We start from the raw sequence: 14,382 nt of genomic DNA, 5'->3' as shown, positions 1-14,382 counted from the left end.
GCGGTTTTTATATTAGACATTTTTATCTTGAGCCTTTTTATTTTGCTCATTTTTATTCTAAGAGAGCAAAGGTGAATGCTAAGGATGAAAAAAGCCGGGTGTGCGGCCCGGCTTGTTATAAGATTCCCGTTGTGTGCCTATGGCTTATGCCGTAAGGCTATTGTCGCTTTCGCTGTTGGCCACTTCGTTGGCAATGCGGTAAGCAGCAAGATCTTCAATGGTCAGTACGGGCATATTATGTGTTTCGCCGAACGTGATGACTTCAGGAAGGCGAGCCATAGTGCCATCTGGGTTGGTTAGCTCACAAAGCACACCATAAGGTTTGTAGCCAGCCAAACGCATCAAATCGATAGTCGCTTCGGTGTGGCCGCGGCGGGCAAGAACACCGTCAGGGTTTGCTTTTAGCGGGAAAACGTGGCCTGGACGGTTGATGTCAGAAGGCTTGGCTCCGTCGGCGATGGCTGTTTTGATTGTTGTAACGCGGTCAGCGGCAGATACGCCGGTAGTTACGCCCTTGGCTGCCTCGATAGTGACGGTGAAGCCTGTTTGGTTGGCACTGGTGTTGTTTTCCACCATCATAGGCAATTCAAGCTGCTGGCAGCGTTCTTCGGTCAGGCATAGGCAAACAATACCTGAACACTCACGGATCATCAGCGCCATTTGCTCGGCGGTAAGGGTTTCTGCAGCATAAATGATATCGCCTTCATTTTCGCGATCTTCATCATCAACAACAAGAACACCACGGCCTTCACGAAGGGCGGCAAGGCCAGCTTCAACGCGTTCGAATGCATTACCGTAAGGTGAGAGTAGAGACTGATTCATGGTAAAAAACTCCAAATACAATATCGTTACCAGAATCAGGGCATGGAATGTCAGCAAAAGCGGCTGCTATCAGCAAATATGCAGATGCAGTACGGTATTCGAAAAACAGCCGATACGACACCGCCTGCAAATAATGCAAGCTGAGCGTATACCGGTGTTATAAACACAGATTATCGCTGAAATCCTCTTTCATCCGGACTATAACCGTCGGCTCTGGAATCAAACATGGCATGACCGTGTTCTGGACCAGATCTGCTGACCTTGCAATATCAACTGCAAGCGCTCGCGGGCTTTCCCTGTTGGGACTACCGCCGGTGGGGAGTTTCACCCCGCCCTGAGAATTCTTTGCGACTATAGGAAATTCCAGAAAGCCGTGCAAGGTAATTAATTAAATTATGGATAATTATTTGATGCCAGGCGCCGATTGTCCGATTTGTATCCGGTATAAAGCACGAGAGTGCTGCTTATTGTCGATAAGTCGGTGTCATTGTTTTGTGTTGTCGCTTTGCAGTGGGTTGCGCGGTGGGTTGGGAGTATCGGGTAGTCTTATTGCTAGCCAGCGGACAAACAAGGGGAATGCATATGTTGTCGGCTGGATAGCACCAAGTAGGATCAAGAAATCGGGCCCAAGGTAAGTACCTGCAATGGTGAATGTCAGTAATACATTGCGATTGCCGGTGGTGATGGCTGCCAGTAATGCAGCTTGTTTTCCTTGTTTTGCATAACAGATTAAACCTGTGAGGAAGAACATTCCGCATAGTATTAATCCGATTCCGAAATACTGTAGGGCATCAAAGGCGGATTGGTCGAAGATCTTGCGAAAGGGCTCGATAAGGCCGAATGGGAAGGCAAAGACGAGCAGTATGGTTATATGAGCGAGTTTACCGTGAACGCGTTTGAGGGTCTCAGCTGGGACAAGGCGGTAAACACAGGCCGATAGCAACATCGGACTGACAATAAAGACAACCAAGCGAATAGCATAACTATGAACGTCAAGGGCGAAGCTATCATCGCTAAACAACCATAGGTTAACGTAGATAATAGCTGGCATCAGCAGCGTTGTGGCTATTGTCATCGCCATTGCTTCTAGCGCATCCAGTCCGATGGAGCGTGCGATTGCTGGCGTGGCAAATAGCGATCCAGTTGCGGCGACACCTGCGACGGCCAATAGCATGGTATCTGATGAGCCCAATAGCGTAGCTATGCTGCAACTTATTAATGTCATCCCTGCGCTATGAAAGAGAGCAAAGCCCCATACCTGAGTTGTGGCGAGTCGTTTGATTAAGGTTTTTTGATCTATTCCCAATAGCGTGAACAGCATCAGGAAAAACAAGATATAAGGGAGAAACGGAAACATTGCTGCTGCAGCGTTGGGCAGCATAAAACCGGCGAACGCTGAGGCAATCAATAAGCTGGATGAATGTCGGGTAATCATACTGAGCATAAATGTGATTACTCTTGAATTTCCGCAATACAGTAAGTGTTAATCCATTGTTACCCTTGATGGAATAGTAAAGCAAGTAAAACCAGTATTATGCAAGTCATGGTTATTTATGCATTAAGTGTGCTGTTTGGTGCATGAATTTTCATTACAAAGGCGTTGTTTGTTGTTATTTTGTGATTGCTACATTTTGCATAAGAAAATCTAATTTTGTTGCTGAAATATTGTCAGTTCTGCGTGTGATTTGAGCGAGTTAAAATAATAGCCAGTTGATAAAGCACTTAGGCTCGATGCCAATTCACATTGGCCAGAAAATACAGAGAGGCAGTCATGGCACAGGCAATGAATTTTGACACACCAGTTGTTATGGATAAAAAAGCCTATGCAGTTAGCGTCAAAGGACTGATTGCTCACGCATTGGATATTTTGTTCAGCGTAAAGAAAACCCCATCATATTGTGACGTTAAGGATCTACCGGTCCATTTGCAAAAAGATATCGGCGTCTATCGCTAATTCCGCTGAACCTAAGCAACATACAAAGACGCTGGTCTTGGCCGGCGTTTTTTGCATTGAAAAGAGTCACAAAACAAAATGCGTCGTTAAGGGTAGTTTACTTTCCTGTGAATATGGCATGATGTACGCGATATAGATGATTGATTGGAGATGCCATTGTGGGATTTTTCTCAAAGCTCTTTGGTTTTGTAAAATCTGAACCGGAAATCGTGAATGTAGAGGCTGTCGAGTACGAAGGTTATTTGATATACCCAGAGCCTAAGTCAGAAGGCGGGCAATACCGTATAGCCGGACGTATTTGCAAGCAATTGGACGGTGAACTGAAGACCCATGTTTTCATTCGTTCGGATCTGATGGGTTCGAAGCAGGATGCCGAAACTTTCATGATTAACAAAGCTAAAATGTTCATCGATCAGAACGGCGACAGCATGTTCCGATAACCGCTACATTGAGCATGGTCTCCCAAGTCATGCTTGATACTTGGGATGATCACATCGTCAAGGAATGATGATGGAAACTGAAATGGCCACATCCCCAACGCAGCATTCCCCATCAATATTGTCATTCCTTGTGATTCAAACGTTCGTTTATCTAATTAGATCACTGTTTTTGGTTGTTTATAAGGACAGAATATAAATATTAGTGATTTGTGTATGTTTTTATGCATAGGTTGTTAATTCTCTTTGTGGTTTGACCTCTGATCAGGCGTTTGAAACGTTATTTATTTACAGTTAGCTGGCAACATTTGCTGTGAATAACAGAGCGCGAATAGAATTATTTTGTATTTTTCCTACAAAAGGCTTGATATTACGCGTCTGGTTGGATAAAAAATTGTTACTTATTTGCCAAAATTTAGGGAATAATGATGCAAATTGGTGTACCTCGAGAAATACTCGCTAACGAGACGCGAGTAGCTGCAACGCCGAAAACGGTAGAGCAGTTGTTAAAAATGGGCTTCAGTGTTGCGGTTGAGCGCAATGCGGGTCTGCTTGCCAGTTTTGATGATGCCGCTTATGAAGCTGCTGGTGCCACTGTGGTATCAACGGAAGAAGTGTGGGCGTCTGATCTGATTTTTAAAGTTAATGCACCGCAGGTCAATGAGGAAACCGGCGTTGATGAGTTCGACCTGATCAAAGAAGGGGCGAGTCTGGTGAGCTTCATCTGGCCTGCACAAAATGCAGACTTGCTTGAAAAGCTCTCTACCAAGAATATTAACGTCATGGCGATGGACTCGGTGCCACGTATTTCTCGTGCTCAGGCGCTAGATGCACTAAGTTCGATGGCAAATATCGCGGGTTACCGTGCCGTTGTTGAAGCTGCCCATGAGTTCGGCCGTTTCTTCACCGGCCAGATCACCGCGGCGGGTAAAGTGCCACCAGCCAAGGTAATGGTAGCTGGTGCTGGTGTTGCTGGTTTGGCTGCAATCGGTGCGGCAGGTAGCCTTGGTGCGATTGTTCGGGCCTTTGACGTACGACCTGAAGTAAAAGAGCAGGTAGAGTCAATGGGTGCTGAGTTTCTTGAAGTTGATTTCAAGGAAGATACAAGCACTGGCGATGGCTACGCCAAAGAGATGTCAGACGAATTCAACAAAGCTGCTGAGCGTCTTTATGCTGAGCAGGCCAAAGATGTTGATATCATTATCACCACGGCTCTGATCCCAGGGCGTCCAGCACCGAAGCTGATCACCAAAGAAATGGTCGACAGCATGAAGGCGGGTAGTGTCATTGTTGATCTGGCCGCTGCCAATGGTGGTAACTGTGCTTACACCGAGGCTGACAAAGTTGTTTTGACGGAGAACGGTGTCAAGATTATCGGTTATACCGATATGGTTGGTCGTCTACCTACTCAGTCTTCCCAGCTCTATGGAACCAACCTCGTCAACCTGACCAAACTGCTGTGCAAAGAGAAAGACGGTAATATTAATATCGATTTCGATGATGAAGTATTGCGTGGTCTGACAGTGATCAAAGAGGGCGAGGTAACATGGCCAGCTCCACCGATCAAGGTATCTGCTGCCCCTGCTCAAGCTGCGCCTGCGGTTGAAGCTCCTGCCAAGAAAGAAGAAGTCCCTGCCTCTCCGGCCAAGAAATACGGCCTGATGGCGGCGGGTGTGGCTGCGTTTGGCTGGATTGCCTCTGTGGCACCGGCTGCGTTCCTTTCTCACTTCACGGTATTTGTTTTGGCATGTGTGGTCGGTTACTACGTTGTATGGAACGTAACACACGCTTTGCATACACCACTGATGTCTGTGACAAACGCAATCTCAGGCATTATCGTCGTGGGTGCACTCCTGCAAATAGGCCAGGGTAACGGTGCCGTTACTGCCTTATCTTTTGTTGCTGTACTCATTGCGAGCATAAATATCTTCGGTGGCTTTACGGTTACCAAGCGTATGCTCGAAATGTTCCGCAAAGATAAATAATAGGAGTAACTCATGTCTGCAGGATTAGTACAAGCGGCATACATTGTTGCTGCGTTATTTTTCATCTTAAGTCTCGCGGGACTGTCTAAACAAGAATCAGCGAGAAACGGTAACTACTACGGTATTGCGGGTATGGCGATTGCGCTTATTGCGACAATCTTCAGTCCGAGTGCCGAGGGTTTTGCGTGGGTCATCATCGCGATGGTGATCGGTGGTGGTATTGGTATCCACTACGCGAAGAAAGTAGAAATGACCGAAATGCCGGAACTGGTAGCTATCCTTCACAGCTTTGTGGGTATGGCTGCGGTACTGGTTGGTTATAACAGCTATCTCGAGCCACCTGCACCCGTGTCGACAGATCTTGCCGGTATCCATGCTGAGCACGTTATCCACATGGTGGAGGTGTTCCTTGGTGTCTTCATCGGTGCGGTTACTTTTACCGGTTCTATCGTGGCATTTGGCAAACTGCGTGGTGTGATCTCTTCATCACCGCTGAACCTGCCTCATAAGCACAAAATGAACTTGGCGGCCGTTGTTGTGTCTGCGCTTCTTATGATCTACTTCGTCAAGGCTGACGGCAGTATGTTCGCGCTGATTGTCATGACGCTGATTGCTTTTGCGTTCGGTTATCACTTGGTGGCTTCCATCGGTGGTGCGGATATGCCGGTTGTCGTGTCTATGCTGAACTCATACTCGGGTTGGGCAGCGGCAGCAGCGGGTTTCATGCTGGCAAACGATCTGTTGATTGTTACTGGCGCACTGGTTGGCTCGTCAGGTGCGATCCTGTCTTACATTATGTGTAAGGCGATGAACCGCTCGTTTGTTAGTGTGATTGCTGGTGGCTTCGGTCAGGAAGTTGTGATCTCTAGCGACGAGGAGCAGGGCGAGCATCAGGAAGCCTCAGCAGAAGAAGTGGCGGAAATGCTAAAAGACGCCCGCTCGGTGATTATTACCCCGGGATACGGCATGGCAGTTGCCCAGGCTCAGTACCCAGTTCATGAAATTACCGACAAGCTGCGTAAGAAAGGTGTGAATGTGCGTTTTGGTATTCACCCAGTTGCTGGTCGTCTGCCGGGTCACATGAATGTCTTGTTGGCAGAAGCCAAGGTACCTTACGATATCGTATTGGAAATGGACGAAATCAATGACGATTTCTCCGAAACTGATGTGGTGCTGGTTATTGGTGCTAACGATACCGTGAACCCAGCGGCGTTGGATGATCCGAATAGCCCTATCGCGGGGATGCCAGTTCTGGAAGTGTGGAACGCCAAGCACGTTATCGTGTTCAAGCGTTCAATGAACACCGGTTATGCCGGCGTTCAGAACCCGTTGTTCTTCAAAGAGAACTCTCAGATGCTATTTGGTGATGCCAAAGATAGCTGCTTGAGTATTCTGGAGCATTTGGACTAGATCCACATCGATAAATAGCGGCAAAAGTTGAACAGCCAGTAGGATAACCTGCTGGCTGTTTTTTTATATTTATCAATAGGGAAAACTATGACACGAAGAGGTTTTTTGCTCACTTTATCTTCACTCGAATGACAATTTCATGACAATGTAAGGATATTGGGTGATACACTGGCGCCATGAAAAAATACGTCCTATTCCTATCGCTGCTTCTGTCGGGGCTGCAGCCAGCGTGGGCTGAAAATTTGCCCGAGCGTTTGAGTGCGGTTCGTGCCGAGCTTTTGGCGAGCGAACCGGTAGCGACGTATGATTTCCGCCAGCTTCAAAGCCAATTCCCCACGCCTTTGCTGATACCGACAACGCTGTTGCCGCAGTCGGCTAAATACCCGCTCAAGTCACTGCGCCGTCTTTATCAGGGGTCACTGACCTGCAAGGGGCCTTGGCCGGTCACCCCATTGTTGACACAGCCTCTCGTGTTTACTCGTGCATTGTGTAACAACACGGTGTTGCCTGTCGGTTGGTTTGCCCGTGCGGGTTACATTCACCCCGGTGGCGGGAGCTATGCGGCCCGTTATTTGGCGGTACATCCTGATATGGAACAACAACTCGCTCGTTTCCTGCATGTTCAGGAGCGCGAACTGGCACCGACCAATACGGCATTGGGACGCTTGCAGAGGATGAGCCCCGATGAGGTAGCGGTATACATTGCCGGTGCCGAAGCGTTTGTCTCTAACGGCGAGCTTTGGATACGCAATGGCAATGAGTACCATATTTATGATCAGCCCGTGTGGTCACAGGCAATGGGTAAGTTCGATGTGAACTTTACCCGCCTGAAACACGATGGTTTTTGTATTCTTAAAAGTGGCAATATTTGCTGGGCCGAGGAAGACCAATCACACCTGACATCCTACCTGCTGGTAGGATTGTTGGTCGTCAATATTGGTTTGCTGGTGGGATGGGGGTTCTATCGTTGGCGTATTCGCCGTAGGGCGATGCAAGAGCGGATGTTGGTACTGCAAATCCTGACACATGAACTGCGTACACCGATAGCCAGCTTGGCTATGACAGTAGAGGGATTCCGACGACATTTTGATGCATTGCCAGAAAGTCTATATGATGAATTCAGACGCCTGACAGAAGATTCCCGGCGCTTGCGGCAACTTGCCGAGGCCAGTAAGGATTATTTGCAGGCAAATCAACAGGAACTCAGCGTTTCGCATGTCGAATCGTTCAATGAGTGGGTGGAATACCTCAGCGAGCCTTATGAAGTGACATTAGAGCTGGCTCAAGATCGTCCTGTTGATGTCAATGTATATTGGTTGGGCACCTGTATTGATAACTTGTTATCGAATGCCCATAAGTACGGCGTGAAGCCGGTAAAATTAACCTCATCGTTCGATTCTGGAAAACTGATTGTAAGAGTTTCAGATAATGGACCGCTCAGTCATAAAGACTGGGCAAGATTAAGAAAGCCCTTTGTGAGTGAAAAAGGCTTGGGGCTTGGACTTACAATCGTCGAATCGATGATCCGAAGAATGGGTGGGCGAATGAAGCTAGTTGGCCCGCCGACAACGTTTATATTGGAGATACCTTGTGAATCAGACTCTGCTTCTGGTTGAAGATGATCGTAACCTCGCTGATGGTTTACTCGAAAGTTTAAAAGAAGCTGGCTACCATTGCCTTTACGCAGACTGCGCAAGCAAAGTTGCAGATCTTTGGTCTGGTGCCGATCTGGTGATTCTTGACCGCCAGCTTCCGGAGGGGGATTCCCTTAGCTACCTGAGCCAATGGCTGGATATTAAGCATGTTCCCGTTATTCTGTTGACTGCTATGGTGTCTATTTCAGACAAGGTCACGGGGTTGGAGTCAGGGGCAAAAGACTACCTGACCAAACCGTTTGCCGAGGAAGAGCTATTGGCGCGCGTGCGTTTGCATCTGCGTGATGGTGCGCCCGAGAAAGTCGCTGCGAATATCGTCAAGGTCGGCGGTATACAGATTGATCTAGATAGTCGCGAAGTTCGCAATGGTGATGAGAGCGTGGTACTGACCCGCACTGAATTTGAACTGTTGGTATTTTTGGCCAAACATGCCGGTCGGGTGTTTACCCGTGACGAGTTGCTTGATCAGGTATGGGGTTATAACCATTACCCAACAACCCGAACGGTAGATACCCATATACTGCAATTGCGCCAGAAGCTCTCTGGTATTGAGATTGAAACCTTACGCGGTGTCGGCTACCGCATGAAGTCTGCGTAGTCACATGCCAAGGATACCGGTTGTTTTCTCCATGCTGCTGTTGAACTCGGTGTTGTGTATACCGAGTGTGCAGGCAGCATGGTTTCCACAACAAGATGTATTGACGGTTGCCCATCAGAAATTGCTTGAAGGTAGTAGTGCCGAGAGTTTCGATGCAATGATTCAGGCTTGGCAAGGAAAGCCGACTGAAGAGCAAGAAGCCAATCTCAACGCATTGCTTAACTTGGCCGTGACTGAGGATTGTGGGCGTAGTCTGGATGCCACGCGTTTTCCGGCCTGGTTGAAGTCACTTACCGTTCAGCGCGAGATGATCCAAAATCAATCTCAGGTTTTGCCTAAGTTGGCTATTACGGGAACATCGTCAAAGCAAATCAAACATATTGATTTTATCCGTTGGCCGCAGGAGAAGGTACTGTCGGCCTCGCCGGGTAGACTCTCTGGGGATTACTTCTCTATTGAGACTAAGCGGTTGGAAAAAGCCAGCAGTGCAGGCTTGTATCAATTGATCATTAATACCGGGGACGGAGAGGAATTCAAGGAGTGGGTTATCCTGTCTCCGCCCAAGCGCAAGCAGTGGATCAACTGGGTAGATAGCCGTACATGGCGGATAGAGAAAAATGGTCTTCCAGACAAGGCTTGCCCGACACCGATATTGTCGATGAATATATACGATCTTAATGATACCTCCTGGACGCCGCTATGGACCGAAAACGTAGATGGCAGGTTGCCGACGAGCTTGCCAGAGGTGGACTTGCCAGATGGTCGCTATTGGCTCAGTGTTGGAATCATAGAGAGTCGCTGGCAAGGAGAGCTATCGGTTCTGGATATCCAGAGCATTACCCGACCCGTTGATCATACCGGTGACAGTTTCAAGTAACTCGTTGTCGATTTTCTCAGAAGATAGCCATAGAACATGAAGGCCCATTAAGGGCCTTTTTTTGTTTTTTCCCTCTGCAACATGGTGTTAGTGCCATGCTATTACTAAGTCAGCGCTATAGAGAGACAACAAGAGACAAACAACATAAGTTGTATTTCAATTGCATCTTTAAAGGTGTATTATTAATGCATCTTTAAAGTAGACGTATTGCCATGCTGGGTATTTGAGTAGTAGCAGGCAGTATGAGGAAGCAAAATATGATGCAGATTTTAGATCAGGAGAAAGAGCAGCGTATCGTGCCGCTGTTTCGTCTTGGCTTTCGTCCTTTCTTTCTGGCGGCAAGCATGCTTACGGTTGTCTCTATGGGGTTGTGGGGGCTGTTCTGGCTGGGTTATACCCAAGCATCTCAGTGGATGTACGGTAATCCTATATGGTGGCATAGCCATGAAATGCTGTTTGGTTTCACTGGGGCCATTATTATTGGTTTTTTGCTTACCGCAGTACAGAATTGGACAGGGGCACCGGGTGTCAGGGGATGGCAGCTGGCCGGTATTTTCGCCTGTTGGCTGGTGGCGCGCATAGCGATGATGCTCGCCAGTCCGCATTGGGTATGGATGGCATTTGATTTGCTGTGGATGCCGTTAGCCGCATATTGCCTCGGTAAGCCCATTGTATTACGACGTCAGTGGAACAACCTTTTCTTCGTTCCTATGTTATTGCTACTGACTGGGGTGAACGCCATGTTCCATATGCAGGTGCTTGGTTGGCTGACAGTCTCGACTCGGAGTATTGCATTGGTTGCGGTGATGGCAATCAGTTTGGTTGTATTGATTGTTGGGGGAAGGGTTATTCCGTTCTTTACATGGCGGGGAACCCAGAGCGAGCAAATTACGCGAGTTAAGTGGATCGAGGTGTCGTCGCTGGTGAGCAGCTGGTTGGTGTTGCTCGCTTTACTGCTGGTGCCTTTTGCCGGTGGTTGGCAGCACAGCATGGAGAGGCAGCTATTGCCGGTGTTGTTGGTGGTCACGGCAATGCTGCATTTAGTACGCTTTGCCCGTTGGCGTAGCTTGTCTACTTGTCGTGTACCTTTGCTGTGGCTGCTTCATATTGCTTATTTGGCAATGGTGATCGGCTTGTTCATGTTTGCTGTCTACTTTGCTGGTGGGGCGGTAGAGTACAGTATTGCGCTGCATGTACTGACGATAGGTGGCATTGGCGGTATGGTATTGGCGATGATTGCCCGGGTATCGTTAGGACATACGGGGCGGGAGCTGAAAGTCGGGCCTATGATGGTTATGGCGTTTTGGGCACTGGTTATGGCGCTTTTGGCTCGAACCTTGTTTATTGTCATGATGCCAGAGATGAGAATAGCCGGTTACGGGGTGTCTGCATTGCTATGGGCGTCAGCCTATGGGGTATTTAGTTATGTTTACTATCCGGTACTGACGCAACCGCGTGTTGATGGCCGCCCGGGGTAGGGAAAGGATAGGGTTAGGTTAAAAAATTAACGGGTGACAAGATAGCGTAAACTACCTACACTGTGAGCCCGTTTTTTTCGAGTTGAACCATTATGTTTGGTAATTCACCTACGTTGACACACGCGCAGCAGCAAGAAGCCGCTGAAAAGATCCACGAACTAATGGCGCAGGGTATTAGTAGTGGCGAGGCTATCATGATGGTCGCGAACGCGATTCGTGAAGCAGAAGCGCAAAAAACGCAGCAACAAGCAGCAGCTGAAGACGACGCAGAAGAATAATAGGCTTTTTGTTTGTTGGATTTTCGGTAGCTTACCGAATTTAAAGGCACCTACGCGGTGCCTTTTTTATTTTTCGTGTGTTAAATCGCATAAGTTTCATACAATTCCAGTAGAATTCAATATGCTGAAATAGAATTTTGTAGTTCCATATCTTAAGGATGATATGGTTGTTTACCATCTGGTAGGGGGAAGGATGAATAACCGTTACCTAAAGGCTCGTACCTTGGCACGGGCAAAGCATGGTCGCCAAATGTATGGTGATGTGCCGTATTACGTCCACCTTGAGGCTGTTTCCCGGTTGGCAAGCCCTTTTGGTACCGATGCTATGATAGTGGCACAGCTTCATGACGTTCTTGAGGATACTGAAACATCGGTTGATGAGTTGGTCGCTGATTTCGGTTTTGTTATTGCCGATGCCATTAGTTATATCTCTGATGGCAAGTTGGCGGATCGGGCTAAGCGCAAATCGCAAGTGAATCAGCGGTTAGCTAATCTGGATATCAATGAAGAAGCCGCACGACTTGCGTTGATAGTCAAATCGTGCGACCGGCTTGCCAATGTACGGGCAAGCCTGACCAGTCCAGAGGCCTATTACCAACAGTATCAAGCTGAACATCCGGCTTTCAAAGCGGCGGTATATCGCAAAGGATTGTGTGAGGCGATTTGGTGGGAGCTTGATACCTTAATAGAGCGTAAACGATCTTCTTGGTAAGCTCTTAGTGAAAGTTGATGCTAGCAATAATAAAAAAGGGCTGCGAGAGCCCTTTTTTGTTAAGAGTGGTATTCAGCGCTTATTACGCTTCATCATAAATAGTCGGAATAGGCTTGCGTTTGTGCTGGGTAGCCTTGTAGATACCCACTAGGCGATCCGTTACATGCTGTTCAACGGGCTTGCCTTCGAGGAAGTCATCGATCTGATCATAACTTACCTGTAGCGCGTCCTCATCGGCCTTCTGCGGCGCTAACTCTTCTAAATCGGCGGTAGGTACTTTCTTGACTAATAGCTCAGGAGCACCCAGCTTAGCGGCAATTTGACGTACCTGACGTTTGTTTAGACCAAACAGCGGCGCAAGATCACACGCGCCGTCACCGAATTTGGTATAGAAGCCGGTGATATTCTCTGCAGAATGGTCCGTACCTAGTACTAGGGCGCCAACAAGCCCTGCAATTTCGTATTGGGCAATCATACGGGCACGCGCTTTGACGTTGCCTTTGACGAAATCCACGGTTGCTTCGTTCTGAGGGATAAGTCCTGTCCCATCAAGCGCATCTAGCGTACTGGCATGTAGACCATCGACGCCATCTTTGATATTGACGCTTACTGAGTGGCTTGGCTGAATAAAGGCGAGAGCCTGCTGCGCTTCATCTTCATCCTGCTGCTCGCCATAAGGCAGACGAACGGCAATGAACTGATAGGCTTCGGTATCTTCTTTGCTATTGAGGTCCTGTACGGCGAGTTGGGCGAGACGACCACAAGTTGTTGAGTCAACACCACCACTAATACCCAGCACCAGCGATTTGCATCCAGATTGCTTGAGTTTCTTTTGAATGAACGCGATACGTCGCTCAATCTCAAAATCAACGTCAATTGTTGGCAATACGCGCATTTCCTCGCGAATAAGCTGTTCCATAATGTTGCATCCTCCGGGCATGCCCAAATTGTAACCATATAGCGTTGTTTAAAGCATAATTTCAATGAAATGCATTAAACCTTTGGCAAAATCATGCGATAACTCTTGCTAGGGATCAATCTTCTTTCAGAAATAAAGTTGAAATAGCATAAAATCAGAATAAAAAAGGGACATACCAGTTATGACTGCATCAGTTGCTGTATTTGGTAGCGCATTCAATCCACCCAGTTTGGGGCACCTTTCAGTGCTTGAAAGACTGACTCATTTTGATCAAGTGCTTCTCCTGCCTAGTTATACGCATGCTTGGGGAAAAAAGATGCTTGATTATGATGTTCGCTGTGAGCTGGTGGCAGCATTTATCGAGGATTCTCAGCTCAATAATGTGACCTTGTCACGGATTGAGCAGAAGATTGCCAATGGTAATGATCCGGTGACGACTTATGCGGTGCTAGATAACCTGCAACGGAAAATGCCTGATGCAAATATCACTTTTATTGTTGGTCCTGATAATTTTCTGAATTTTAGCAAGTTTTATCGGTCAGATGAGATAATGAAACGCTGGCAGGTGCTAGCGTGTCCGGAAACGGTTCCGATTCGGTCGACCGCTATTCGAGATGCAATTGTCAATAGTTGTGATATCTCACATTTAACGACGCCAAAAGTGGCTAAGTTAATTATGAATAAGGCGTTATACCAAACGTCTTAGGGATCATTGTAAGGTGAAACGTGTTATTGGTGTCATTGCTTATAGTCGGCATGACGTTTGGGGCTACATCAGCATTTGCTTCGTCATGTTTAGATTTGCCAGAAAAAGAAAGTTCGGTTGTTTGTTCGGCGCAAAAGATTGATGCAACTGATCATTATTCAGCGTCTGATTCGTTGCGACTGAGACAAGATAGTTATATTGATTGGAAGGCTGATCAATATAACGATGGTCGGTTTTGGCAGGGCTGGGTAGGTGAGAACAACTCACCGGTTTTACATTCTCAAAACAGCTCTAGTTTTTATGGTTTAGGATTTTGGCAACCTTCCCGTTATGCAGATCAGGCACTCAGCATTGAAGATATCGATGATGCCAAAGAGTGGCTGAAGAGCTACGGGTTACAAATGAGCCTTGGGTTCGGTGGGGATGACGGCGTATCACCACGTTTTCGATTTGACTACCGTTGGCATGAAGATAGAGACCTTGACGATATTTATCTTCAGGTCGAAATACCATTCCAATAGAGGAATACAAAAAGCGACGCTATTTAGCGT

15 protein-coding genes and 1 riboswitch are annotated in these 14,382 nt (G+C 47.5%); of the genes, 12 read left to right on the top strand and 3 right to left on the bottom strand.

Features of this window, described 5'->3' with window-relative positions:
- Window positions 1-144: 144 nt before the first annotated feature.
- Together ribB and ABT56_RS19535 are read right to left on the bottom strand one after the other, a co-directional pair.
- A complete protein-coding gene (gene ribB, locus ABT56_RS19540; RefSeq protein WP_047880599.1) occupies window positions 145-822 on the bottom strand; it encodes a 3,4-dihydroxy-2-butanone-4-phosphate synthase in 678 nt (225 codons plus the stop codon).
- Window positions 823-999: 177 nt separating this feature from the next.
- A riboswitch (FMN riboswitch) is annotated at window positions 1,000-1,168 on the bottom strand.
- 138 nt (window positions 1,169-1,306) lie between these two features.
- On the bottom strand, window positions 1,307-2,266 hold the full coding sequence (locus ABT56_RS19535; RefSeq protein WP_047880598.1) for a hypothetical protein: 960 nt from the start codon (window positions 2,264-2,266) through the stop codon (window positions 1,307-1,309).
- A gap of 327 nt (window positions 2,267-2,593) precedes the next feature.
- On the opposite strand from ABT56_RS19535, the gene ABT56_RS19530 reads away from it, so the two are divergent.
- The 10 genes from ABT56_RS19530 (at window position 2,594) to ABT56_RS19485 (ending at window position 12,206) form a co-directional block, all read left to right on the top strand.
- Window positions 2,594-2,776, top strand: a complete 183-nt coding sequence (locus ABT56_RS19530; protein ID WP_047880597.1) for a hypothetical protein — start codon at window positions 2,594-2,596, stop codon at window positions 2,774-2,776.
- A gap of 158 nt (window positions 2,777-2,934) precedes the next feature.
- The gene (locus tag ABT56_RS19525) at window positions 2,935-3,216 is read left to right on the top strand and encodes an HlyU family transcriptional regulator (RefSeq protein ID WP_047880596.1); all 282 of its coding nucleotides are present in this window, start codon (window positions 2,935-2,937) and stop codon (window positions 3,214-3,216) included.
- A gap of 425 nt (window positions 3,217-3,641) precedes the next feature.
- Window positions 3,642-5,198 carry a Re/Si-specific NAD(P)(+) transhydrogenase subunit alpha gene (gene pntA, locus ABT56_RS19520; RefSeq protein WP_047880595.1) on the top strand — a complete coding sequence of 519 codons (1,557 nt, stop codon included), beginning with the start codon at window positions 3,642-3,644 and terminating at the stop codon, window positions 5,196-5,198.
- A 12-nt stretch (window positions 5,199-5,210) separates the two neighbouring features.
- Window positions 5,211-6,608 (top strand): Re/Si-specific NAD(P)(+) transhydrogenase subunit beta, encoded by a 1,398-nt coding sequence (gene pntB / locus ABT56_RS19515; RefSeq protein ID WP_047880594.1) that lies wholly within the window; start codon window positions 5,211-5,213, stop codon window positions 6,606-6,608.
- Between the two features lie 176 nt (window positions 6,609-6,784).
- The gene (vxrA, locus tag ABT56_RS19510; protein WP_047880593.1) at window positions 6,785-8,224 is read left to right on the top strand and encodes a sensor histidine kinase VxrA; all 1,440 of its coding nucleotides are present in this window, start codon (window positions 6,785-6,787) and stop codon (window positions 8,222-8,224) included.
- On the top strand, window positions 8,199-8,861 hold the full coding sequence (locus ABT56_RS19505) for a response regulator transcription factor (RefSeq protein WP_047880592.1): 663 nt from the start codon (window positions 8,199-8,201) through the stop codon (window positions 8,859-8,861). Before vxrA ends, ABT56_RS19505 begins: the two co-directional genes overlap by 26 nt.
- Before the next feature lie 31 nt (window positions 8,862-8,892).
- On the top strand, window positions 8,893-9,738 hold the full coding sequence (locus ABT56_RS19500) for a DUF2861 family protein (RefSeq protein ID WP_053062577.1): 846 nt from the start codon (window positions 8,893-8,895) through the stop codon (window positions 9,736-9,738).
- 257 nt (window positions 9,739-9,995) lie between these two features.
- Window positions 9,996-11,216: an NnrS family protein gene (locus ABT56_RS19495; RefSeq protein ID WP_240478361.1), complete on the top strand. Its 1,221-nt coding sequence runs from the start codon at window positions 9,996-9,998 to the stop codon at window positions 11,214-11,216.
- A gap of 92 nt (window positions 11,217-11,308) precedes the next feature.
- Window positions 11,309-11,494, top strand: a complete 186-nt coding sequence (locus tag ABT56_RS19490) for a YoaH family protein (protein WP_047880590.1) — start codon at window positions 11,309-11,311, stop codon at window positions 11,492-11,494.
- 193 nt (window positions 11,495-11,687) lie between these two features.
- Entirely contained in the window at window positions 11,688-12,206 is a 519-nt protein-coding gene (locus ABT56_RS19485; RefSeq protein ID WP_047880589.1) for an HD domain-containing protein, read from the top strand.
- An 82-nt stretch (window positions 12,207-12,288) separates the two neighbouring features.
- Here the strand turns inward: ABT56_RS19485 and nadE are convergent, their stop codons facing one another.
- Entirely contained in the window at window positions 12,289-13,125 is an 837-nt protein-coding gene (nadE, locus tag ABT56_RS19480; RefSeq protein WP_047880588.1) for an ammonia-dependent NAD(+) synthetase, read from the bottom strand.
- A gap of 181 nt (window positions 13,126-13,306) precedes the next feature.
- Here nadE and ABT56_RS19475 point away from each other — a divergent pair, with 181 nt between their 5' ends.
- Together ABT56_RS19475 and ABT56_RS23415 are read left to right on the top strand one after the other, a co-directional pair.
- Window positions 13,307-13,831, top strand: coding sequence for a nicotinate-nicotinamide nucleotide adenylyltransferase (locus ABT56_RS19475; RefSeq protein WP_047880587.1), 525 nt, complete (start codon window positions 13,307-13,309; stop codon window positions 13,829-13,831).
- Window positions 13,832-13,851: 20 nt separating this feature from the next.
- Complete coding sequence (locus ABT56_RS23415) at window positions 13,852-14,352, top strand: hypothetical protein (protein WP_157037925.1); 501 nt, start codon at window positions 13,852-13,854, stop codon at window positions 14,350-14,352.
- Window positions 14,353-14,382: the final 30 nt, after the last annotated feature.

Source organism: Photobacterium aquae (assembly GCF_001029445.1).
GTDB lineage: Bacteria > Pseudomonadota > Gammaproteobacteria > Enterobacterales > Vibrionaceae > Photobacterium > Photobacterium aquae.
This window is presented reverse-complemented; position numbering and strand designations above follow the sequence as displayed.

What these genes read in the sequence shown, in the direction of transcription:
- ABT56_RS19475 (WP_047880587.1), top strand. Translation starts at nt 13,307, where the DNA reads ATGACTGCATCAGTTGCTGTATTTGGTAGCGCATTCAATCCACCCAGT.
- pntA (WP_047880595.1), top strand. Translation starts at nt 3,642, where the DNA reads ATGCAAATTGGTGTACCTCGAGAAATACTCGCTAACGAGACGCGAGTA.
- ABT56_RS19500 (WP_053062577.1), top strand. Translation starts at nt 8,893, where the DNA reads ATGCTGCTGTTGAACTCGGTGTTGTGTATACCGAGTGTGCAGGCAGCA.
- ABT56_RS19495 (WP_240478361.1), top strand. Translation starts at nt 9,996, where the DNA reads ATGATGCAGATTTTAGATCAGGAGAAAGAGCAGCGTATCGTGCCGCTG.
- ribB (WP_047880599.1), bottom strand. Translation starts at nt 822, where the DNA reads ATGAATCAGTCTCTACTCTCACCTTACGGTAATGCATTCGAACGCGTT.
- ABT56_RS19530 (WP_047880597.1), top strand. Translation starts at nt 2,594, where the DNA reads ATGGCACAGGCAATGAATTTTGACACACCAGTTGTTATGGATAAAAAA.
- nadE (WP_047880588.1), bottom strand. Translation starts at nt 13,125, where the DNA reads ATGGAACAGCTTATTCGCGAGGAAATGCGCGTATTGCCAACAATTGAC.
- ABT56_RS19490 (WP_047880590.1), top strand. Translation starts at nt 11,309, where the DNA reads ATGTTTGGTAATTCACCTACGTTGACACACGCGCAGCAGCAAGAAGCC.
- vxrA (WP_047880593.1), top strand. Translation starts at nt 6,785, where the DNA reads ATGAAAAAATACGTCCTATTCCTATCGCTGCTTCTGTCGGGGCTGCAG.
- pntB (WP_047880594.1), top strand. Translation starts at nt 5,211, where the DNA reads ATGTCTGCAGGATTAGTACAAGCGGCATACATTGTTGCTGCGTTATTT.
- ABT56_RS19485 (WP_047880589.1), top strand. Translation starts at nt 11,688, where the DNA reads ATGAATAACCGTTACCTAAAGGCTCGTACCTTGGCACGGGCAAAGCAT.
- ABT56_RS19535 (WP_047880598.1), bottom strand. Translation starts at nt 2,266, where the DNA reads ATGCTCAGTATGATTACCCGACATTCATCCAGCTTATTGATTGCCTCA.